Consider the following 24,500-nt stretch of genomic DNA (forward strand, 5'->3'; position numbering starts at 1 on the left):
ACAGGTTTACCTGGAGAAGCAGGATTAGACGCTACGGTGCAAATGTATATAGATAAATCTACTGGAATTGTTTACGTAAGAGATCCTGAAGATTCTACAAAATGGGTACCATTAAACGGTAAAAACGGAATCGATGGTAAAAACGGAATCAATGGAGGTTCAGGTTTACCAGGAGATGCTGGATTAGATGGAACTGTTCAAATGTATATTGATTATACAACTGGTATTGTATATGTAAGAGATCCACAAGATCCTAACAAATGGATTCCAGTAACAGGAAAAGATGGAATGTCTGGTGGTACAGGTTTACCTGGAGAAGCAGGATTAGACGCTACGGTGCAAATGTATATAGATAAATCTACTGGAATTGTTTACGTAAGAGATCCTGAAGATTCTACAAAATGGGTACCATTAAACGGTAAAGCAGGAAATAATGGTAAAGACGGAATCGCAGGAGGATCAGGCGTACCAGGAGCTGAAGGAACACCAGGTATAGATGGAGTTATTCAAATGTATATCGATTACGAAACTGGAATTGTTTATATAAGAGATCCGAAAGATGAAACTAAATGGATGCCTCTAAATGATAAAACTCCAGAAATAGTAACCACTTTAGTAAACAACAATAACGGAACGTATTTATATACAAGTGAGGACAAAACCGCTACAACTATAGATGTTGTTGCCGATGTAATTAATAATGCATCAACAATTATAAACGATTCTAAGTTTGTTACTGAGTTAACCAATGTTATTAAAAACGAAGAAACATTGACTTCTTTAGCATATGATGATGTAGCACATACATTAACATACAAAGATGAAAAAGATCTATCAACAGTGTTCAAGTTAACTGATCTAGTAGGTAATGCCGAAACGCAAACCACTTTAGTTTATAATGCAACAGATAAAACGTTGACTTATAACGGAGAAAGCGGAGTGCCAACAGTAATTCAATTAGTTGATTTAGTAGGTGATGCAGAAACTGTAACAACGTTAGCAAATAACAATAACGGAACGTATTTATACACAAGTGAGGACAAAACCGCTACAACTATAGATGTTGTTGCCGATGTAATTAATAATGCATCAACAATTATAAACGATTCTAAGTTTGTTACTGAGTTAACCAATGTTATTAAAAACGAAGAAACATTGACTTCTTTAGCATATGATGATGTAGCACATACATTAACATACAAAGATGAAAAAGATCTATCAACAGTGTTCAAGTTAACTGATCTAGTAGGTAATGCCGAAACGCAAACCACTTTAGTTTATAACGCAACAGATAAAACGTTGACTTATAACGGAGAAAGCGGAGTGCCAACAGTAATTCAATTAGTTGATTTAGTAGGTGATGCAGAAACTGTAACAACGTTAGCAAATAACAATAACGGAACGTATTTATACACAAGTGAGGACAAAACCGCTACAACTATAGATGTTGTTGCCGATGTAATTAATAATGCATCAACAATTATAAACGATTCTAAGTTTGTTACTGAGTTAACCAATGTTATTAAAAACGAAGAAACATTGACTTCTTTAGCATATGATGATGTAGCACATACATTAACATACAAAGATGAAAAAGATCTATCAACAGTGTTCAAGTTAACTGATCTAGTAGGTAATGCCGAAACGCAAACCACTTTAGTTTATAACGCAACAGATAAAACGTTGACTTATAACGGTGAAAGCGGAGTACCAACAGTAATTCAGTTAGTTGATTTAGTAGGTGATGCAGAAACTGTAACAACATTAGCAAATAACAATAACGGAACGTATTTATATACAAGTGAGGACAAAACTACTACAACTATAGATGTTGTTGCCGATGTAATTAATAATGCATCAACAATAGTAAACGATCCTAAGTTTGTTAATGAGTTAACCAATGTTATTAAGAACGAAGAAACACTGACCTCTTTAGCATATGATGATGTAGCACATACATTAACATACAAAGATGAAAAAGATCTATCAACAGTATTCAAGTTAACTGATCTGGTAGGTGATGCAGAAACGCAAACCACTTTAGTTTATAATGCAACAGATAAAACGTTGACTTATAACGGTGAAAGCGGAGTGCCAACAGTAATTCAGTTAGTTGATTTAGTAGGTGATGCAGAAACTGTAACGACCCTAGCAAACAACAATAACGGAACGTATTTATATACAAGTGAGGACAAAACTCCTACCACTATAGATGTTGTTGCCGATGTGATTAATAATGCATCAACAATTGTAAACGATTCTAAGTTTGTTACTGAGTTAACCAATGTTATTAAAGATAAAGAAACAATAACCTCTTTAGTTCATGATGTTACACAAGAAACGGACGAGAACGGACAAGTAGTTGATAAACATACTTTAACTTATACAGATGAAACAAATAAAGCAAATGCAATTGATTTATCGGTTTTAGTAAAAGGTACAGAAACTTTAACGTCATTAGTTTATGATGGAGCAGATCATTCCTTAGTTTATAAAGATGAAAAAGGAATTTCTTCAGAATTTAAACTAGTCGATTTAGTTGGAGATGCAGAAACATTGACAACACTAGAAGTAAACTCAGCAACGGGTACTCTTGATTATAGAGACGAAGACAAACAGTTAAAGTCACTTGATTTGGCATCGGCTGTAAAAGAGCCATGGTTTAGTGCAGAAACTAATATAGGAGCTACATCCAATACAGAAAATATTTATACGAAAGGATGGGTAGGAATTGGATATACAAAACCATCTAATGCTCCTAATGAAATGTTAAGAGTAAATGGCTCAATTACAACTGTAAACAGTTTTTATGCTGATTATGTGTTTGAAGATTATTTCCATGGATTCTCAGAAATTAAAGCTGATTATAAATTTAAACAATTAGCAGAAATTGAAGAATATATTAAAAAGTACAAACACCTTCCAGGTATTACACCAATTAATGAATTAGAAAAAACTAAAGAAGGGTATTCGTTTAATATGTCAGAACTATCAATACAATTATTAGAAAAAACTGAAGAAATTTATCTACACATTATAGAACAAAATAAGATTAATGAAACTCAAAGTAAAGAAATAGAAGCAAAAGATAAAAAGATTAAGGAATTAATAAAAGCTTCAGATTCAATGAACCAACGTTTAGAGAAATTAGAAAAATTCATAGGAGATAAATTTTAATTACGAGTAAATTAAAGTTAGTAGAGAAGTGAACAAGGTATTTAAGACTTAGTCTTAAATACCTTCACTTTGACTACTAAAATTCAAATGTTTAAATATTAAATCATGAAAATAGGAATATATAAAATACGAAAAATTGCTTTAGCAATGATTTTCAGTTTACTAAGTTTCTTTTCCCTTTTTGCTCAGGTCGAAAGCACAAAAATAAAAGATGGAACAGTAAGTTCAGGAGCAGAAAAAGCGGTGCCAGGTGCTCTATTTGAATTAGAGAGTACCAATAAAGGAATGCTAACCTCTAGAATAACAACGCAACAGCGTGATGCAATATCGGCAGCAAATTTAACCGATGGGCTGTTGGTATTTAATACAACGACAGGATGTTTTGATTATTGGAGCAAAGCACAGACAGTATGGTTAAGTATTTGTGGTACGCCACCACCTGCAGTATTTGATGTTTCAGCGGCACAATGCAATTTAATAAAAGCTAATGGAATTTATAAGCAGGGAGAGTCATTAACCTTAGCAAATTTCTTAACAATTCCTGTAACGGTAACGCAACCAGGCACCTATACCGTTTCGGCTATAACGGCCAATGGGTATTATTTTAGCACAAACGGAGCTTTTCCTGGCGCAGGTACTTATACATTGACATTACCAGGTGTTGGTACACCAAATAGTGGTTATGATGCCGGAAATCCTGGAGATGAAGTAGCTATTGCATTAAATGGAAAAGACATTACATGTAAACCTCATATTTTTGTAGAAAATGCTAACGTTGATTTTGTAATATCTTGTGCAAGCATAAATCCAGAAGGAGCATACTTTATAGGTGTTCCACTTACAGCTTCAAATAAATTAACGGTAACCGTAAATGCTACAAACACTGGTTTTTGGAGTATGAAAACTAATACTGTAAACGGATATGCTTTTAGTGCAACAGGTACATTTACAACTCTTGGTAACCAAACTATAGAATTGTTAGGAACAGGAACTCCAATTGTATCAGGTACAAATAATTTTAATCTTTCATCGAATGCAACAACAGTAGCAGGAGCTTCTTGTAGTGGTATTCCAGTTATTGTCGAAACTGTATCTTATACAATAGATTGTGCAGCTGCAACACAAAACGGAACTTATATGCAAGATATAGCATTAGTTGCCGCCAATACAATATCATTACCAATTGATGTTAAAGCAACAGGTCAAACGACGATTACGACTACTAGTGCTAATGGAATTTCATTTACATCAGGATTAATAAACCTATCTAAGTTAGGACAACAAACTGTAATACTTAAAGGTACAGGAAAACCAGTATCAGGAGGAACAACAACATTTACAGTATCTGGAGCTCCAGGAGCATTAGGTTCATGTTCACTTGATATTATAATTGCAGGTCAACCAGTAGCTTATACTACAAATTGTTCAGGAATTACCACTAGCGGTACTTATGCACCAGGAGTAGCAATGGTAGGGACAAATACAATGACTGTTCCAGTAAACGTAAGTTATGTTGGAGCTTATACAATAACAACAAATGTAGTAAACGGAATTAGTTTCTCGGCAACTGGTACGTTTACATCAACAGGAGCACAGAATGTAATAATGACAGCAACTGGTACACCAACATCGGGTGGATCATTTACCTATGCAGTTACAGCAAATAGTACCAATGGAAGTACTGCTTGTAATGTAAATAGAACATTTGTTTTCCGTACTATGAATATTCTAGGATTAGGACAAGGTATATACCAACCAGGAACAGCGGGGACGGGAGAAGCTGCCAGGTCAATATTGCTTAATTCAAGTAATTTTGGACCTAGCGGTAAAGTACAGATAGAAAGATTAGCAATTTACAATGGAGGAAGTCCTGATGGGAATGCATTAAGAAACTCTATCAATAATAATAAGATTGATATTATAGTGATAGGATATAACTATACACCAAATGCTAGTGCAATCGCAATTTTAAATGATTTTGTTAAAAATAAAAAAGGAGTATTAATCCATTCTCAAGAAAATGATGCAGGTAGTACTGCTAACTTAATTAATACTATTTGTAGTTCATCAGTTTCTGTTAGTGGTACAGGTTCTACTTTCGCAAATCCTATTTTAAGTGTTTCAGATCCAGTTTTAGAAGGTCCATTTGGTGACATTAAAGGTCTTAAAGCTGGAAGTGACGTAAATAACTCTTACTATGTAACTGGCTTGCCAGCTAATGTAATAACATTAGCAACTCAAGACGGAAATGCAAGCAGAGCATTTTCTTTCAGACATAATACATTAGGGTATATGTATGTAGGTGATGGTGGATGGGCTGCTGGAAACTCATCAAATACAGCGAGAGATATCTGGCCAGCAAGTGTATCATCAACTGGTCTTCCACAAACAAAAACTTATAATCCTGGAGGTGTTACTGTTTATAATAGTATGATGTATGCAAATACAATAGCATGGGCAATTCAATACGCACAGGAAAATAATATTCCGAGTTATATTATTCCTTAAATCAAGAATAAATATAAAACACCTCTTTTATCAATATAATAATTGAGGTGTTTTTCTATAAGGCAACGTTTTTAATTAAGAAAACAATTAGTTGCTTTTTTGAGGTAATATTTTAAATAATAAGAGATGACCAAAATTTATATAAAAGCGATTCTATCAATATTGTTTATTGGTAAACTTAGCGCACAAACAGTAAATACAGGAGAAATATCGATTCTATCGGGGACAGAATTTGCTACAGTATCAGATTTTGATAACAAGTCTACTGGAGATTTTATTAATGATGGACAATTTATTGTTTATTCTAATTATAATAATGATGGACTAGTAACATTTAGTCCAAAAATGACTTCAGGCTTAACCTATTTTAAAGGTTCAGACGTGGCACAAACTATTTCTGGTAAGGAGTTAAGCGAATTTAATAATGTACGGTTTGAGAACAGAATGATTCAACCTGCATTCTTATTGTCAGGAGCAATTAGTGTTTATGGAATATCCGATTTTTATAAAGGGATAGTATCCAATACAACTTTGGGAGGAAATTTTACTTTTGAATATGATGCGACTCACAATAATACAAACGATGATAGCTATGTAGATGGTTATGTACATCGTAACGGAAGCAATGAATTTGAATTTCCTATTGGAGATGGAGGTTTTTTTAGACCATCGGCAATAAATCAAACCAATTCGACAAAAAATCAGTTTGTTAGTAAATACCTGTTCAAAAATTCAAATGGATTATATCCTCATCTAAAAAAAGATGAATTGATTACAGCAATCGATTCTCAAGAGTATTGGGAGTTCGAAAGCAATCAATCAACAGTAGATGTAGCGCTAACATTAAGTTGGAATACAAATACAACTCCTAGTGAGATATTGAACGAAGATCCAGATACATCTCTTGCAATTGCAAGTTGGGATGATTCCGAATCAAAATGGAAATTCTACACATCGGCAGTCAATTTACAAAATCAAACAGTTACGGCAGCAATAGATAAGTCAGGAGTTTATACTCTTGCCAGAGTCAAAGTACCAACAGTAGATGATATCGTTATTTATAATGCTCTATCTCCAAACGGGGACGGACATAATGATTACTTTAATATCACAGGATTAGAGAAATTCTCGGATAACTCCTTAGAAATATACAATCGATATGGAATAAAAGTATTCGAAACGGTACAATACGGTTTTAACGAAAACTGGTTCAGAGGAATATCAGAAGGCAGAGTTACAGTAAATAAAGGAGAAGGATTACCTACAGGAACCTACTTTTATGTTTTAAAATTCAAAATGTCTAATGGAGGTTACAAAAATAAAACAGGTTACTTATACATAAGTAATAATTAATACAATTAAATATTGCATTATAATAAATCAAACTTACAAAGTATTTATCCCCCTGTTATAGGGGGATTTTTTTGTATAAAGAAGAGTTTAAACAAAACTTATTATTTTATTAATTATTAATAATGAATCTTTTATTATTAATTTTACTAAACTATTAATCAACCTAATAGTCGATAATTTCACATTAATAACCCATAAATCAATTTAGTCATGCATTTAAAAGGAAAGGAAAAACACTTCTGGAGAAGCAACTTTGATATTGGAAATCTTGCTGCTATACCATCAGAAATAGATGGTTATAAAGCTATTGATACCGAACTCGATGATGACTTTTTGTTTACAATGATATCTAGAATTCCATCTATTCATCGGCTTTATTTTAAATTTAATCTCATAACCGATGAAGGAGTAAGGCATATTAGTAACATTAAAAACTTACGGGAGCTTACTTTAAGAGAGCATGAAAAGATCACAAATAAATCTATACCATATCTTAATAAATTAGTCGATTTAGAATACTTAGATATCTTAAAAACAGAAATTCATTTAGAAGATTTACCAGGATTATTTAACCTTCAAAAATTAAAAGAATTGTATGTTTCTTCCGAAAACATTGATAAAGAATACCTTCTGGAACATGTTATTACAATGAAAAAAATACTGCCTAATTGTGTTTTGTATATCAATTATGAGACTTATGAATAGCTTATAATTTAAACTGTTTTTACATAGCAACTTCTTCAACTATCCGTTAGTTTGAGGTTAGAGTTTTGCCTATCTTTGCATTTCTAAAAATACCTCATGAATTCCCCTGTAAAAGCCGTTCATCCAATCTATAATCTTCAGTTTGGATTAGTATGTTTAAGTTCCTTACTCTTTTCTGCTAGTTTTAATATGCTAATTCCTGAACTTCCAGAATATTTAAGTAATATGGGTGGAGCAGAATATAAAGGATTAATTGTTGCGCTTTTTACTTTAACAGCCGGAATTTCAAGACCATTCAGTGGTCGGTTAACCGATACATTAGGAAGAGTTCCTGTTATGGCAGTTGGATCAATTGTATGCTTTGTTTGCGGAATTCTCTATCCAATTTTAGGAACGGTTTCAGGTTTTTTATTCTTGCGACTAATACACGGATTTTCTACAGGATTTAAACCTACAGCAACAGCAGCTTATGTTGCCGATATTGTTCCGAGAGAACGTTGGGGCGAAGCGTTGGGCTTACATGGTCTTTGTTTTTCTATTGGGATGGCTTTAGGGCCAGCCATTGGGAGTACAATTAAGATATATTCATCCATGAACATGCTTTTTTATGCATCTTCCGTTTTTGCTCTTTTGTCCATAGTCATTTTAATGAATATGAAAGAAACATTGAAATACAAACAGCGTTTTAGCTTGCATATCCTAAAGATTTCCAGAAAAGATATTATTGCTGTCGAAGTTTTACCTGCAGCCATAGTAACATTCCTTTCTTATATGGCATATGGAGTCATACTTACATTAATCCCCGATTGGAGTCAGCATTTAGGAATAACCAACAAAGGCCTATTCTTTATGGTTTTTACAATTACATCAGTAATGATTCGTTTTGGAGCAGGAAAAGCATCCGATAAATATGGGCGTTTACATTTAATAGGAATCGGACTTTTCTTTTTAATAATATCACTAATTATTGTTGGATTTTCAACCTCAATTGGCGGACTTCTAGTAGGAGCAGCAATTTACGGAATTGCCACAGGAATTGTTTCGCCTGCACTAAATGCCTGGACTGTCGATATGAGTTTTGCAGATCATAGAGGTAAAGCCATGGCAACTATGTACATTGCCCTTGAAGCAGGAATTGGTCTTGGCGCACTTATCGCCGGATGGATGTATCAGGATGTAATTGCAAACATTCCAATGCTTATGTACGCCAGTGCATCAATGGTTTTCCTTGCGCTTGGATATGTTTGGATGCGATTGCGAAAAGCTGAAAAAGTCTAACTTTTTCATAACGTCAAATAGTACTTACAATACCGTTTACTTTATCATTTCTCGCTGCTTCGATTTTATCGAAGTGTATTTTCATGCACCACAATTTTATCAAACCACTAATTTGTATTCTCGACAAAGATTGTCTATAAGGGAACGCGGATGACACTGATTCGCTAAAGCGAAAACACAGATAAACGCAGATTTTCTCTCGTCCCGCAATGTCGTTAAGTCAATAGATTTTATATTTTACGCAGTTTCACACATCTGAAATCAATCCCGACGCTTCGGGACGTTAGTCAAAAATCTTAAATCTTTTTATCATTTTCCCTTAACTTAGTGACATTCCCCAACGGGTTGTTAATGATAATTTAATGAGCTAAATAACCGCAATTATTTTCTAGTATTTACAATATATTTACTTCGCAAAAAACTAAACCAAAATGAAAAAAATCCGTTTATCATTATTATTTACGCTAGCTAATTTGTCTGTTATTTTAGCCCAAACCACCCAACAAGAATTATTTGATACTCCCGAAAAAACTGCTGGTGTACATTATGCTTATCCAGATAAGGATATTGTAGCTTATACACCAGTACCAAAAGGGTATGAGGCATTTTATATCAGTCATTTTGGGCGACATGGTTCCCGTTATTTAATAAGTGATAATGATTATAAAGATGTAATCAACCTATTTGAAGATGCAAATAAAAATGGAGCGTTATCCCCTTTAGGTAAAGACGCCTTAAAACGATTGCAGGAACTTTGGACAGAAGTAGAATTTAGAGGTGGCGACCTTTCGCCTTTAGGACAAAGGGAGCAAAGAGGAATCGCAGAACGTATGTATGCGCATTATCCAAAAGTTTTTGCAAAAGATGCTCAAGTCGAAGCCAGCGCTACAACAGTTGTGCGTGTTGTTCTAAGTATGGATGCTTTTAGCGAACGTATTAAAGAACTTAATCCAAGCCTGCAAATTTCTCGAAATGCGGGTATAAAATGGCAACAGTATTTAAACTATCATACAAAAGAAGCAATTGCTTTTAGATCTGCTAAAGATACATGGAAAGAAGAATTCCTAAAATTTGAAGCCAAACATACAAACCCAGATCGTTTGGTAAATTCCCTATTTTCTGATACTGATTATATCATTAAAAAAGTGAATCCTGACGACCTCATGAAAAAGTTATTTGCCATAGCAGGAGGGATGCAAAATACCGAAACAAAACTATCATTTTATGATTTATTCGAAAAACAGGAATTGTTTGACCTATGGCAAAGTGGCAACTATCGCTTATATGTAAACGATGCAAACTCAGCCCTTAATAACGGAATCATGTTTGAAAACCAAAAGCCTACTTTAAAAAATATTCTGGAAAGTGCCAATAAAATAATTGCTTCTAAAGGAAAAGGAGCAACTCTACGTTTTGCTCATGATGGTAATATAATTCCGTTGGCGATGTTACTTCATTTAGACGGAAGTTATAATAGTATCTCTGATCCTGATAAATTTTATGAAGCTTGGAGCAACTTTAAAGTAGCACCTATGGCTGGTAACATACAAATTGTATTTTTCAGAAAATCAAAATCTGATGATATTCTTGTGAAATTCCTTCTGCACGAAAAAGAAATACTTGTTCCAACTATACAAACAGATAAAGCACCATATTATCACTGGAAAGATGTGGAAGATTATTATAAAAGTTTGCTTTCTAGTTAAAACAATGCATCAATTAAAACGGATTTTCTATCTATCATATTTTAAAAAATCCGTTTTTAATCCGCGTTTTTACTTTTGTAAATCCGTATCATCCGCGTTCCTTTCGCAAAGAATTTAATATTGCTGTTAATTAAAAAAGATCGCAAAATTGCCCAGCATAAAGATCATTTTTTATCTTTATCGGTTTAATACATTATAAATATGAAAAAACTTTTTATTCCTATTGTTATTGTTACTTTACTCGTTTCCTGTAATAAAACAGGTGATGATAAAGCTACAAACGAAAAATTTGAGAAATATAAGGATGGTTTTATTACCGACTTATGGAAACTGAATCCTGATTGGGCTGCAAGCCAAGGATATCACAAATTAGATAGCGTTTTGGTTATACCAAATGCCGAAAATCAAAAGAAACAATTGGATTTTACTAATTCTCAATTAGATTCATTAAAACAATATTCTTTAGAAAGCCTTTCAGATAATAACAAAACTGATTTTTATATGATTAAAAATCAGCTAGAAGGAACACTTTTTAGCATAAACGAGCTTAAATCTGGACAATGGGATCCATCTGAGTATAATGTTTGTGGTGCTTTCGCAGAAATATTAAACGGAAAATACGATTCATTAGATGTAAGATTGCATAATTTTAATTTGAAGATGAATGCAATTCCTGCTTATTATGAAGCAGCAAAATTGAATATTAAAAACCCAACTCAAGAACATACATCACTTGCAATAGATCAAAACCTAGGAGGAACTTCGGTTTTTAAAGAAGATTTAGTTGCCGCTTTGAGCAAAAGTAAATTATCTCCTGAAGAGAAAAAAGCGATTACTACTAAAGCAGATGCATCAGTAAAAGCAATTACAGATTATGCTAATTGGTTGAAAAAACTAGATAATAAAACCCCTCGTTCTTTTAGATTAGGATCTGAGTTATATGCTAAGAAATTTAATTTTGATATTGAGTCAGGATATACTGCCGATGAAATTTTTAAAATTGCAGTAAACCATAAAAATGATCTACATGATAAAATGTTTGTTCTAGCTAATAAACTGTGGCCAAAATATAACGGAACAGCAGTAAAACCAACAGATAAACTGGAATTAATTAAGCAAGTAATCGATAAGATTTCATTACAGCATACAACTCCAGAGAAATTTCAATCAGAAATAGAAAAGCAAATCCCTGAACTTGTTGCTTACGTTAAGGCAAAAGATTTACTTTATATAGATCCATCAAAACCGCTTGTAGTAAGAAAAGAACCTGCTTATATGGCTGGAGTTGCAGGAGCTTCGATATCTGCGCCTGGACCTTACGATAAAAATGCAAATACGTATTACAATGTTGGTAGCATGGCAGGTTGGACACCCGAAAACGCCGAAAGTTATTTAAGAGAATACAATGATTATATCTTGCAGATTCTTAACATTCACGAAGCAATTCCGGGACACTACACACAATTAGTTTACAGCAATCAATCACCAAGCATCATAAAATCTATTTTAGGAAATGGAGCAATGGTCGAAGGTTGGGCAGTTTATACCGAAAGAATGATGCTTGAAAGCGGGTACAAAAACTCAGATGAAATGTGGTTGATGTATTACAAATGGAATCTAAGAACAACTTGTAATACAATATTAGATTATAGTGTACATACTAAAGATATGAGTAAAGAAGCTGCAATAGCTTTACTTACCAAAGAAGCTTTCCAACAACAAGCAGAAGCCGATGGAAAATGGAAGCGCGTAACATTATCTCAAGTTCAGTTATGTTCTTATTTTACAGGATATACAGAGATTTATGATTTTAGAGAAGCATTAAAGAAAGAACAAGGAACGAAGTTTAACTTAAAAGAGTTTCATGAAAAATTTCTAAGCTATGGTAGTGCTCCAGTAAAATACATAAAAGAGCTAATGACAAGCAAAAAGTAATAAATGAAAAGCCTTTAGATAAAATTCTAAAGGCTTTTTTGTATTAATTACTCTAATGATATTTTTCCTTTAGTATGTGTGAAAAAGAAGTACGCAGATAAAACGGATTTACAAAAGTAAAAACGCTGATAAAAACAGATTTTTTTAAAGTATTAAAAGAAAATCCGTTTTATCCGTGTTTTCGCCTTAGCGAATCTGTCCCGACGCTTCGGGATCGCGTTCCATTATAGATATTTCTAATTCGATTCCAACTCAAATAACTGAACTTGGTTTTTAAGTCTTTCTATTACCAGATTCATCATTCTTTTGTTCAGACTAGATGAGTTTAATATATAAGTCTGATATTCATCTAATGTAAAAAGAGCGATGACCATTCCTTTTAGTGAATTTCTAAACTTAATGTCTTTCTGAATAGAGTTTTCAATTACCGATAGTTTCTTTTCTACGGTATAAGAATAAAAATCAGTTTTGTTTTTATTCACATAATTTATAAAAACAGCCACCAATAAATCATTTTGAAGTTGTAAAATTGGCCGAAGTACTTCGTTTTGAAATAATTCATCTGCAGAAGATTGAGCATTTACAGTGCCTAAAGTTGGTCCTCGGAATTCTTGTAAAAAAGTATCTCGCTGGCTCATGTTTTTCTTTTAAAATTAAAAAAAATAATGATACTAAAATGTTATTTTTGTTACTAATAAATTAACAATTATGAGATTTCATACTCGAAAATGGGTTAAACCCGAAGACCTAAATCCAAACGGAACTTTATTTGGAGGACAATTACTGGCATGGATAGACGAAGAGTTGGCTTTATATACAATTATTCAGTTAGAAAACTACAGAGTAGTGACCAAACACATGTCCGAGATTAATTTTAAAAGCTCAGCCAGACAAGGAGATATTGTCGAAATTGGGATAGATGTAGTTAAGTTCGGAAACACTTCGTTAGTATTAAGATGTATTGTGCGAAACATGATGACCAGAGAAACGATTATTACAATCGATAATATTACAATGGTAAATCTTGGAGAAGATGGCAAACCAAAAGCACACGGAAAAACGAAGATAGAATACGTAAAAGACCGTTTGTAGACTTAAATATTAACCCTATAAGTTATGTAAGTTCATCTAAGCAAGGCTTATATTTTTCTTAATGTTTAAAACACACAAAGCTAGCTATGTGAAAGAAATGTATTTCTTTTTCGTTCTCTTTTTTACACATAAAATCTATGTTTCTATGTGTTAAATGAAACTTTTGTAGATTTTAAATTATAAAAAAATAACCACATAAGTTATGTAAGTTCATGTAAGCAAGGCTTATATTTCCTTATATAACTTATATGGTTTAAGAATTGTATTTTGAGTATTTAATCTAAATGCCCAATTTGAGAAGGCAACTCAAAAATCTCAAGATCAAAATATACTATCGAAGCCATAACGTGATCAAAGATATCAGCCATTATATATTCATAATTGGCCCAACGTTTATCACTCGAGAAAGTATAAATTTCTAAGGGAACACCATGCGCAGTCGATTGTAACTGACGACACATCATATGCATCTCTTTATTTAATCCAGGATGATTCAGCATATACTGGATAATATATTTTCTGAACAAACCAAGATTAGTCATATTGCGACCGTTTAAAGCCAACGACTTATCTATGCCATGCAACGCATTAAACTTTTCTATTTCAGCCTGTCGAGATTCAATATAAGGAGTAATAAGTTGGATTTTCTTCATCAAAGCCAAATCTTCATCATTTAAAAAACGAATTGTGCTGGTTTTAATCAAAATATGTCTTTTGATACGACGTCCATTCGATTTTTGCATTCCGCGCCAGTTCTGGAATGAATCCGAACTCAAAGCATAAGTAGGAATGGTAGTGATAGTATTGTCAAAATTTCGAACCTTTACCGTAGTAAGATTAATCTCGATAACATCACCATCGGCACCAAATTTCTCCATCGTAATCCAGTCACCAATACGTACCATGTCGTTTATCGCAACCTGTACGCTAGAAACAAACCCCAGAATAGTGTCTCTAAAAATCAAGATAATAATTGCCGAAAGCGTTCCTAAAATAGTTAGCAATTCGCCTTGCTTGATTCCAAATAATTTAGAGATAATAATTGCTACCCCAAAAATCCAGAGCACCATCATGACAACCTGAATAAAACTATCAATAGGTTTGTCGCTGTATTCTGGTTTTTGTTTTAAATAATCTTTAAGCGAATTAAATACAGTACGGATAATCCACAACAATAATAGTACAATATAAACACCTACTATTTTTCCGAAAATCAATTCCCAATATTCATATTTATCCAAGATTATCGGAACAGCTTTATAAATAAAGAAAAACGGAATTAAGTAAGCCGTATATTTAGTTGTTTTATTATTGATTAAAAAATCATCAAACTTAGTTTTTGTCTTTTGAGCAAAAATTGCAGTTAGCGTAACCAAAACAAATTTTGCTACATAATACACGGCATAAGCCATGATTATTAATAAAGCAATATTAATAGTAAGGCTGAGATAAGACGCAATATTGCGGCTCATGCCCCAGTCTCTAAAAAGAGGGTATAAGAAGTTAAATATTTTCTCCAAAAAATTAGGCATTTTTTAAGTATTTATACTCAACATAAAAAGTTCCAAACGGTATTACAGAAGCAACCAAAATCAACATAAATGTTTTAAAATCCCATTTTTGAGCACTTTTTAATAAAATTGCCAATAAAATATAAGCAACAAATAACAAACCATGACTCATTCCTATAGGAAACAATAATGTTTTATATAATGGGAAATTTGTAGGCTTAATAAAAAGCATGTTAGAGAATAAAACCAAATATGAAATTCCTTCTAAAATCGCTGTAATCTTAAAAATCTTGAGCATTTAATTATTTTTTTAAATTATTAACGGTAAAATTAATGATTCTGCTTGATTTTTAGGGTATCGAAAGCTAAAGTAATTTACTTTTACAATCTTAAACAGTGATAATGAGTAAACGCGATTTAAAAAAATATTTAAACGATCTTACCAAAGAACAACTCGAAGAGCAAATAATCGAATTATACGAGAAATTTAGCCCAGTAAAAGTGTATTACAATTTTGTTTTTAATCCTAAAGAAGAAACCCTTTTGCAGGAATGTAAATTAAAAATTTCGCACGAATATTTTCCCGTAAAAGCAAAAGCAACACGCCGTCGGGTAAAACCAAAAATGCGTCGCTCCGTAGCTCAAAAATACATCAAACACTTTATACTTTTAGGAGTAGACCCCTTTGTAATCGCCGATGTTATGCTTTATAACATCGAAATTGCTCAAACATACTCTTCAGAAAACGCAATAAAGCAAGAACTTTTTTACAAAAGCATGTTTAATTCATTCGAACAAGCCGTGAATTTTATAATTTCAAACGGAATTTTAGCCGAATTTAAATCCAGAATCAATCAAATTCATCAGGAAACTATTACCCAAAAATGGAAAAACGAGCCTGATTTTGAAGTAATTTTGGATAAAATGTCCTTTTAGAACCAAATTCATAATTAAATAATAGCGAAACTTTTCCTTTTATTTTAAGATAAAAAAGGCAGAATAACTGTTTTTTAGGTGTATTTTTGCAAAAACCAATAAAATACAATGTCTCAAAACACTTTAGAAATAGAAAGAGAAGAAAAAAAAGAACTATATGCATACCAAAAAGGCGATATCGACGCCATTTTTGATCGTCTAGACAACGGTTCAGCGCAACATCATTTGTTGTATCAATTGCCTACAGGTGGAGGAAAAACAGTAGTTTTTTCCGAAATCGTACGCCGTTATTTGTCACAACACGATAAAAAAGTAGTAGTTTTAACACACAGAATTGAACTTTGCAAGCAAACTTCAAAAATGTTGAAAGGTTTTGGTGTTAAAAATAAGATAATCAATAGTAAAGTAAAAGAGCTATTAGATCAAAACGAATATTCTTGTTTTGTGGCGATGGTCGAAACATTAAAAAACCGTATTAATGACGAAAAACTACATTTAGATAATATTGGTTTAGTAATTATCGATGAGGCGCATTACAACTCATTCCGTAAACTATTAAGCTCGTTTAAAAATGCATTTATATTAGGAGTAACAGCAACGCCGTTAAGTTCGAATATTAAATTGCCAATGCACGAAAGTTACGATGAACTAATTGTAGGAGACACAATAGGTTCATTAATCGAAAAAGGCTTTTTGGCAAAAGCAACCACTTATAGTTATGATGTAGGTTTAACATCATTAAAAGTAGGTATCAATGGAGATTACACCGTAAAATCTTCAGATGATTTATATACAAATACAATCATGCAAGAAAAATTATTGCATGCATATACAGAGAGATCACTTGGTAAGAAAACCCTAATTTTCAACAATGGTATTCATACATCATTATATGTGTATGAAACATTTAGAGAAGCAGGATACGATATACGCCATCTGGATAATACGAGTAGTAACGAAGAGCGAAAAGATATTTTGCAATGGTTTAAGAAAACTCCAGATGCTATTTTAACATCAGTAGGTATCTTAACTACAGGTTTTGATGAGCCTACAGTAGAAACTATTATATTAAACAGAGCTACAAAATCATTGACATTATATTACCAAATGATTGGTCGTGGTTCAAGAAAATTACCTAATAAAGACGAATTTACAGTAATCGATTTAGGAAACAATGCAGCACGTTTTGGTTTATGGAGCGAGCCGGTAAACTGGCAACATATCTTTAAATCACCAGAATTCTATTTAGAGAATCTACGTGACGATACCGAAATCGAATTATACTTTAAATACAGCATGCCTCCAGAATTGCGTGCAAAATTTAGCAAAACTGCCGATGTAACTTTTGATGTCGATGAAGAACACAAAATCGCCATAGCACAAAATTTACGTTCAAAAGTAGTTTTAGATAAATCATTAGAGCAACACGCAGCAATGTGTGTAGATAATACCGAAACATTACAAGAAGCAAAAGCATTAGGAAAAGAATTAGAAGACGATATCGATTGCCGAATCAAACGCTATTCAAAATGTTTAAGTCAGTGTAGTAAGAATTACCGCGAGTGGCTTATAGACGATTATAAATTAAGATTAGTATTATTAACTGGTAAAAAATACCGCGAAAAAATAATGAACGAACCAGATTGATACAATTGAGTCTGAAAGACGAAAGTTTGTCACTCTGAGCGTCCCGAGACTTCGGGAGAAGAGTAAGGAGCTATTTCCTGCTGTACACTATATCTTTTATTTTTATAAAGAAAAAAATAAAAGGATACCGTTACCATCAGGGCTAGGAGTTCCGTAGTTATAATAAAATAAAAAAATTGAACCATCAAGAGATTAAACTTAACTTTTCTTAATCTCTTAATGGTAAAATAATAAAAATTAGCCTTATTTGTACAATTTGTAGCTAAGAAAAATAAACTATTTAAGAGATTAAGCTTAATTTTCCTTAATCCCTTAATGGTTCAAAAAAATACAATCAGAAATCTTTAAATCTTTAAATTTTTCAATTTTTAAATAAATTAAAACAATGTCAAAACAATTTTCAGATTTAGGAATTTCAGCACCGATATTAAAAGCGTTAACCGAATTAAACATAGTTACACCAACTGAAATACAGCAGAAAACAATTCCGCTTATTTTAGCAAATAACAGTGATGTAGTAGGTTTAGCTAAAACAGGAACAGGAAAAACTGCTGCTTTTGGATTACCATTATTGCAGTTAATCAATCCTGAACTTCCTACGGTTCAAGCTGTAATTTTAGTTCCAACAAGAGAATTAGGACATCAGATATTTAAAAATTTAGAAGATTTTTCAAAACACCTACCACAAGTTTCTATTGCAGCAACTTGCGGAGGAATCCCAATAAAACCACAAATAGAGCGCCTTACGCAACCTACACATATAGTAGTTGCAACACCAGGACGTTTAATCGATTTAATTCAGCGTAAAGCGGTTAACCTAAAAGAGACACAATACCTTATTTTAGACGAAGCCGACGAAATGGTTTCTATCCTAAAAGAAAGTCTTGACGAAATCGTAGCCGAATTACCAAAAAAACATACAACATTATTATTCTCGGCAACATTACCAGGAACAATTAAGCAACTAATCCAGAATTACTTATCTAAAAATGTAATTCAGGTAAGTGCAGATATGGAAACGGTAGGAAACCAAGGAATTGATCATGAATATATTGTAGTTGACCCTATCGAGAAACTAGAAGTTTTAATGCATTTCTTAAACTCCAGAGATGGAGAACGCGGAATCATCTTTTGTAAAACAAAAGCAGCCGTAAATAAATTGGCAAAAAACTTAGCCATTAACCGTTTTTCTTCAGGAGCTTTACACGGAAGTTTATCGCAAGGAATCCGTGATAGAATCATGGAACAATTCCGTGAAGGACACATCAATATATTAGTAGCTACAGATTTGGCAGCTAGAGGAATAGATGTTAAAGAAATTTCTTATGTTGTAAATTACCATTTACCAGATGCTTACGAAGCTTATGTGCACCGTAGCGGTAGAACCGCTAGGGCAGGGGCAAAAGGGCTTTCGCTTACTGTTTTACAACCAGAAGAAGTAAAAGAAATAGCAGATTTTGAAAAAGAACTAGGAATTAAATTCACCGAGTTCAAGAAACCATCTGTAGCAAGTCTGGAAGAAAACAATACCTTATTGTGGGCAAAACAAATCTTTAAAACAAAGCCTAATCACGACGTTTCTACAGATTTAAAAACCAAAGTAAAAACAGTTTTTCATCATTTAACCAAAGACGAATTGATAGAAAAGTTACTTGCCAATTATTTGTTGCAAAACAAAACTGAGATAGTCGAAAAACCTGTTAAAAAATTCAAAAAGTAACAAAACTGACAATTGTCATTGCACATTAATGTTGTACTTTTATAAGGTAATTTTTTTAAAAACAATCTTACTTATAAAATAACAATATATGAAAATAGTTATTATAGGTGGCGGTTTTGCAGGAATCAATCTTGCAAAAGAGCTAGTCAATCACAATCAAATCCAAGTCACACTTGTAGACAAAAACAATTATAATTTTTTTCCGCCGCTTATTTATCAGGTAGCTACAGCTTTTTTAGAACCATCAAGTATTAGCTACCCATTTAGAAAATTTTTTGCAGGTAAAAAGAACCTTAACTTTAGATTAGGAGAATTACAAGAAGTCGTTCCTGCTGAAAATAAAGTAATTCTTAATAACGGAGAATTAGCATACGATTATTTAGTATTTGCAACTGGTGCCGAAACCAGTTATTTTGGATTGGAAAACGTAATGAAAAACGCCATTCCGATGAAAACACTAAATGATGCCATCGTAATGCGTAATACATTGCTTAAAAATCTTGAGAAAGCAGCTATTACCAAGGACATTCGTAAACGCCGTAAATTATTAACGATTGTTGTAGCCGGAGGCGGACCAACAGGAGTAGAAGTTTCGGGAATGTTTGCCGAAATGCGTAAAAACATCTTATTAAAAGAATATCCAGAACTAGATACCACAGCAAGTAATGTTTACTTAGTCGATGGAGGAGATGCGCTATTGGCACCAATGAGCAAAGCTTCACAACAAGACACCCTTAAAGCACTTACAGAATTAGGAGTTGTGGTAAAACTAAACAATCGAGTTACCGATTATGTAGATGATATTGTATATTTTTCTAACGGAGAAACCATTCATACCAAAAACCTAATTTGGGCAGCTGGAGTTTCAGCCAAAGCTTTCGATGGTATTCCTGTGGAAAGTTACGGACGCGGTAAACGTATGGCAACCGATGCGTATAATAAAGTAAAAGGAGTTGAGAATATTTATGCTATCGGTGACACATCAATCATGGATACTGATCCTGCATTTCCAAACGGACATCCACAAGTAGCACAAGTAGCGATACAGCAAGGAATAAACTTAGCCAAAAACTTCAAAGCAATTGCTCAAAACAAACCATTAAAACCTTTTATATATGTAGATAAAGGTTCGATGGCAATTATAGGTAAAAATAAAGCAGTTGTAGATTTACCAAAACCAAAATGGCATTTTAACGGATTCTTAGCTTGGGCAATTTGGTTATTTATACACTTAGTTTCACTTATAACATATCGTAATCGTCTTAGTACATTCTATAACTGGATGATTGCTTATTTTGCAAAAGACCAATCATTGCGTATGATTATCAGACCAGATAAAAAAGCAATAAACTAGAAGGGATTTTCCGCACACAGATTTACTTGATAAAGGAACGCGGATTAAATGAATTCGCTATCGCGAAAACACGGATTAAACAGATTTTTTATCTTTTAATCCGTGTTTTTATTTTCGTAAATCCGTATTTCGCATTCCTTTAACAAAGAGTTAAGACAGAGTAAATAATCTAAGTTTTATTTTTTCATTAAAAGCTCCAGCCGAGCGTAATGTTTATAGTCAATTTGTACGTCTATCTAGTTAAAGCTCCAGCGGAGCGACATCTTAATGTTTTTAAAAATCCGTTTTTGATCTGTGTTTTCGCGATAGCGAATCCGTTTAATCCGCGTTCCTCATACAAACTATATTTATTTCATTAATGAATCATTGCTGTTTCTTCATCATTAGAAGCAGCAATTTTTTCTTTTATAAAACGTTTCCCTATATTTAAAATTATAAATGCAGTAATTGTAGTTGTAGTCATAATCGCAACCATCGGAATAATTGAATTTACAACAAATATACCAACTGCAAATGATGCAATTGCACCCAAACCAAGCTGAATTGCACCCATTAATGCCGATGCACTTCCTGCATTTCTGGCAAAAGGAGCCATTGTAAGACCAGCTGTATTAGGATTAGAAATTCCTAGACAAGCCAGATAAATAAACAACATACCAATTGTTTCGTACAAACCAAGAAGATTGTTCATTGCCAAAATCAAGAATACAATGCTTATTAAAGATTGAGTAATTAATGCTCCAAATATCATTTGTTCGCTAGAAAACTTTCTTAACAATAAAGAATTAAGTTGGCTCGCACCAATGAAACTCAACGACATAAAGGCAAAAATCCAACCATACATTTTAGCGTCAACCTTAAAAATATCCATAAAAACGATAGGAGAGGACGCTACATAAGTAAATAATCCAGAAAAAGATACTGCGCCAGTAAAAGCATAAGTAAAGAACTGAGGCTCTTTTACAACCTTAAGGAAGTTTGCAATAATTGGTTTTGGTTTTAATGAAATAGATGTATCTGGTTTATGAGTATTTGGCAAACCAATTTGCGAAGCCAATAAAATAACAATTCCCATACACATTAATATAAAGAATACTGTATGCCAACCAGAATACGATGTTACGTAACCACCAATAGTTGGCGCAAGCATTGGAGAAAGTCCCACAACAAGCATTAACATAGAAAATACTTTAGGAATATCTTTTACAGGAAAAAGATCTCGAACCATTGCTACAGAAGCAACAGTTGCAGCACAACTACCAACGGCTTGCAAAAAACGTAAACCAATAAAAGTGTCAATATCTGTAACGAAAATACATCCCAAAGAAGCCAAAATATAAACCAACAATCCGATAAATAAAGGCTTTTTTCGTCCAAATCTATCCAATAAAGGCCCATAAAGTAATTGTCCAGCCGAAATTCCTATAAAATAACTAGATAAACTCATCGAAACTTTTGCTACAGAGGTATTTAAGTCTTTGGCAATATCAGAGAAACCAGGTAAATACATATCAATAGAAAATGGTCCCAGAGCAGTTAAAGAACCTAAAATAAGTATAAGTTGAATGTATTTTTTTGTAGTCATTGTATTTTAAAAATATATTTTTTATTTGACTGCAAAGATAAATATTTCGTACCTTGTTAATTCATTAAAGAAATTTTTAGTGAAAAAACTATTTTTTTAACATAGTTAGCTTTGTAAAGGGCTATAATTATTAATTTAAAATTATCAATTATGAAAAGATGTGCCTTATTATTACTATTAGTTACTACAGTTTCTTTTTCTCAAAAAGTGGTTTCCAAAATTGAGCCTGTAAGCGTTGAACAGTATGAATTTCTTCAAAAAGTCAACAAATTTTATCCGGATATTCCGCTTACAAAACAAATTACCAATTTTTACTCAGATGATAAAATTATAGATTCTAAGCAAGAATTTGATTTAAAAGGAACGCCATTTACAGATTATAGCTTAGGCATAGGTCCTTATAATAAAAAAATTATATTTGATTACACAACAAAAGCTGACGGAAGAGTCCATGGTGACATTTCGATATTTAAAGGAGACGTTTATAAAACAGCTTATTATGATGATAACGGTCGATTTGAAGTTTTCTTAAACGGGAAATCTGTTTACTCAAAGAAATATTAAATTCATTTGTATTAAGCATAAGCAAACCATCTTAGCAATAAGATGGTTTTTTATTTGCGCCTATTCTACTAGTATATAAACGACCTATAATTTATATTATGCCTTACAGTATGATATTGAAGAATTTTATTATCTTTGCATTGATTATTTCAATGAGAGCCGAGCTATTCCACTAGCGTTTGAGGCTCTTTTTTTGTTTATAATATTACCAGTTGTTTTTTACTCTGCCCCTACTCTGGAAAGTGGGGTAGGAGTCTAAAAAATCCCCAATTCTATAGTAACAAAGGATTTGTCTTGTACGCCTAACGTAAACTAGGAGGTAATCCCATTGTATAGCCTGTTTTTGAAGCCATTGACCGTAAGCGTAAATGTTGTGCACGTATTCTGTAAAGAGTCTTTTCTCCTGATTATGATATACTGTTACTGAGTAATCATTTTTCTTTTTAAAATCTTCCATTAGTTAGGAGTTAGAGATAAAAAAAAGAATTGAAGTAGGGGGTAAGAGATAAAAAAAAATAGTACACCCAAATTAATGAGCATACTATTGGTATAAATAGTTTCTGGAATATACATAATATCTGATTATTTCGCCGAGAGAAGTATTCCACTACTTTTGCCTCTCCTTGAAGTTTAGACAAATATACATATTTATTTAAATTAATTATTAAAATTTTTAGGTTGGCATATAGTGCTGAAGAATATTAGATACTAAACCAATTTCCGCATCTTTAAGCCTAAGAAAGTAAGTTTCATTTACTTCAATCATAGCCATATTTGTGAAAGTAGAAGCCCCCTCCGTACCGTTAATTGGTACAAAAACACCATCAACGGTATTGCTTCTTAATACTACCACTGGGTAAGGATATGACCATAACGCTCTATCAGTATATACAACATCCAAAATTAAAGGTAATTCTATTGGACACAAAGGAGTTAAATAGGTGTTTGCTCTTCTAAAATCGGCTTCATTTACTAGGCTTGAATCAAAAAACTCGCTTGAGATAATTAAGCGCTCCAAGTCTGTAAAATCGACACATTTATTAGGTTCTTTAATGAAATTAATCCCTCTACGGATATTACTAAAAATTAGATTCTCAGGAATAAGCACAGGCGCATCCAAAGAAGCTACTTTTAAAGTACCCATTTGCAAGTTTTTGTTTAAATAGTATAATGTATACATAATCTGTTTTTATTAGTTTAAAGCCAATTATAGCCCTTTGATTTATAAAATTTTGCCAAGTCATTGTATTGCGAGCTCGAAAGATATTTAAGAATATCATTCCTAAGATTTTTAGATTTTGTAGCCGTTTTATAATACAACTCTTCTAAAATTGGGAATGTACCTGTATGCTTTTTGAGTATCGAAATTGCTCCTTTTTCATCCTCTGACCAAGCACTTATATTATACAAATCTATTGTTCCACCTAAT

The 24,500-nt window shown here is 32.7% G+C and carries 19 protein-coding genes; 13 read left to right on the forward strand and 6 right to left on the reverse strand.

Annotation, left to right across the window (positions count from 1 at the left end; all coding sequences use genetic code 11):
* The 7 genes from SHI72_RS14995 to SHI72_RS15025 all read left to right on the forward strand — a co-directional run.
* On the forward strand, positions 1-3,177 hold a 3,177-nt coding region (locus SHI72_RS14995), incomplete at its 5' end, for a hypothetical protein (protein WP_323490489.1).
* 105 nt (positions 3,178-3,282) lie between these two features.
* Positions 3,283-5,685 carry a hypothetical protein gene (locus SHI72_RS15000; protein ID WP_323490490.1) on the forward strand — a complete coding sequence of 801 codons (2,403 nt, stop codon included), beginning with the start codon at positions 3,283-3,285 and terminating at the stop codon, positions 5,683-5,685.
* A 126-nt stretch (positions 5,686-5,811) separates the two neighbouring features.
* Positions 5,812-7,038, forward strand: a complete 1,227-nt coding sequence (locus tag SHI72_RS15005) for a gliding motility-associated C-terminal domain-containing protein (protein ID WP_323490491.1) — start codon at positions 5,812-5,814, stop codon at positions 7,036-7,038.
* 210 nt (positions 7,039-7,248) lie between these two features.
* On the forward strand, positions 7,249-7,743 hold the full coding sequence (locus SHI72_RS15010) for a hypothetical protein (protein ID WP_323490492.1): 495 nt from the start codon (positions 7,249-7,251) through the stop codon (positions 7,741-7,743).
* A 96-nt stretch (positions 7,744-7,839) separates the two neighbouring features.
* Positions 7,840-9,021: an MFS transporter gene (locus SHI72_RS15015; protein WP_323490493.1), complete on the forward strand. Its 1,182-nt coding sequence runs from the start codon at positions 7,840-7,842 to the stop codon at positions 9,019-9,021.
* Positions 9,022-9,452: 431 nt separating this feature from the next.
* Entirely contained in the window at positions 9,453-10,727 is a 1,275-nt protein-coding gene (locus SHI72_RS15020) for a histidine-type phosphatase (protein ID WP_323490494.1), read from the forward strand.
* 201 nt (positions 10,728-10,928) lie between these two features.
* Complete coding sequence (locus tag SHI72_RS15025) at positions 10,929-12,662, forward strand: DUF885 domain-containing protein (RefSeq protein ID WP_323490495.1); 1,734 nt, start codon at positions 10,929-10,931, stop codon at positions 12,660-12,662.
* Between the two features lie 236 nt (positions 12,663-12,898).
* Here the strand turns inward: SHI72_RS15025 and SHI72_RS15030 are convergent, their stop codons facing one another.
* Positions 12,899-13,300: a glyoxalase gene (locus tag SHI72_RS15030; protein WP_323490496.1), complete on the reverse strand. Its 402-nt coding sequence runs from the start codon at positions 13,298-13,300 to the stop codon at positions 12,899-12,901.
* 70 nt (positions 13,301-13,370) lie between these two features.
* Between SHI72_RS15030 and SHI72_RS15035 the strand changes: the two genes are divergently transcribed.
* Positions 13,371-13,754 carry an acyl-CoA thioesterase gene (locus SHI72_RS15035; RefSeq protein WP_039117357.1) on the forward strand — a complete coding sequence of 128 codons (384 nt, stop codon included), beginning with the start codon at positions 13,371-13,373 and terminating at the stop codon, positions 13,752-13,754.
* 275 nt (positions 13,755-14,029) lie between these two features.
* On the opposite strand, the gene SHI72_RS15040 is transcribed toward SHI72_RS15035, so the two are convergent.
* Entirely contained in the window at positions 14,030-15,286 is a 1,257-nt protein-coding gene (locus tag SHI72_RS15040; protein ID WP_039112046.1) for a mechanosensitive ion channel family protein, read from the reverse strand.
* On the reverse strand, positions 15,279-15,563 hold the full coding sequence (locus SHI72_RS15045; RefSeq protein WP_039112045.1) for a DUF3817 domain-containing protein: 285 nt from the start codon (positions 15,561-15,563) through the stop codon (positions 15,279-15,281). Before SHI72_RS15045 ends, SHI72_RS15040 begins: the two co-directional genes overlap by 8 nt.
* Before the next feature lie 104 nt (positions 15,564-15,667).
* Between SHI72_RS15045 and SHI72_RS15050 the strand changes: the two genes are divergently transcribed.
* The 4 genes from SHI72_RS15050 to SHI72_RS15065 all read left to right on the forward strand — a co-directional run bounded on the left by SHI72_RS15050 (position 15,668) and on the right by SHI72_RS15065 (position 20,922).
* Positions 15,668-16,201 carry a DUF6155 family protein gene (locus tag SHI72_RS15050; protein WP_039120498.1) on the forward strand — a complete coding sequence of 178 codons (534 nt, stop codon included), beginning with the start codon at positions 15,668-15,670 and terminating at the stop codon, positions 16,199-16,201.
* A 108-nt stretch (positions 16,202-16,309) separates the two neighbouring features.
* Complete coding sequence (locus SHI72_RS15055) at positions 16,310-17,848, forward strand: DEAD/DEAH box helicase (RefSeq protein ID WP_039112043.1); 1,539 nt, start codon at positions 16,310-16,312, stop codon at positions 17,846-17,848.
* Between the two features lie 385 nt (positions 17,849-18,233).
* Positions 18,234-19,568 (forward strand): DEAD/DEAH box helicase, encoded by a 1,335-nt coding sequence (locus SHI72_RS15060; protein ID WP_039112042.1) that lies wholly within the window; start codon positions 18,234-18,236, stop codon positions 19,566-19,568.
* Positions 19,569-19,656: 88 nt separating this feature from the next.
* A complete protein-coding gene (locus tag SHI72_RS15065; RefSeq protein WP_039112041.1) occupies positions 19,657-20,922 on the forward strand; it encodes an NAD(P)/FAD-dependent oxidoreductase in 1,266 nt (421 codons plus the stop codon).
* Positions 20,923-21,277: 355 nt separating this feature from the next.
* Here the strand turns inward: SHI72_RS15065 and SHI72_RS15070 are convergent, their stop codons facing one another.
* Positions 21,278-22,507: a multidrug effflux MFS transporter gene (locus tag SHI72_RS15070; RefSeq protein ID WP_323490497.1), complete on the reverse strand. Its 1,230-nt coding sequence runs from the start codon at positions 22,505-22,507 to the stop codon at positions 21,278-21,280.
* 150 nt (positions 22,508-22,657) lie between these two features.
* Here SHI72_RS15070 and SHI72_RS15075 point away from each other — a divergent pair, with 150 nt between their 5' ends.
* Positions 22,658-23,071: a hypothetical protein gene (locus SHI72_RS15075; protein ID WP_039112039.1), complete on the forward strand. Its 414-nt coding sequence runs from the start codon at positions 22,658-22,660 to the stop codon at positions 23,069-23,071.
* Positions 23,072-23,744: 673 nt separating this feature from the next.
* Here SHI72_RS15075 and SHI72_RS15080 read toward each other — a convergent pair.
* Together SHI72_RS15080 and SHI72_RS15085 are read right to left on the reverse strand one after the other, a co-directional pair.
* On the reverse strand, positions 23,745-24,251 hold the full coding sequence (locus SHI72_RS15080) for a hypothetical protein (RefSeq protein WP_323490498.1): 507 nt from the start codon (positions 24,249-24,251) through the stop codon (positions 23,745-23,747).
* A gap of 17 nt (positions 24,252-24,268) precedes the next feature.
* On the reverse strand, positions 24,269-24,500 hold a 232-nt coding region (locus SHI72_RS15085; protein WP_323490499.1), incomplete at its 5' end, for a hypothetical protein.

The sequence above is a fragment of the Flavobacterium sp. PL02 genome, from assembly GCF_035013205.1.
Classification (GTDB): Bacteria; Bacteroidota; Bacteroidia; order Flavobacteriales; family Flavobacteriaceae; genus Flavobacterium.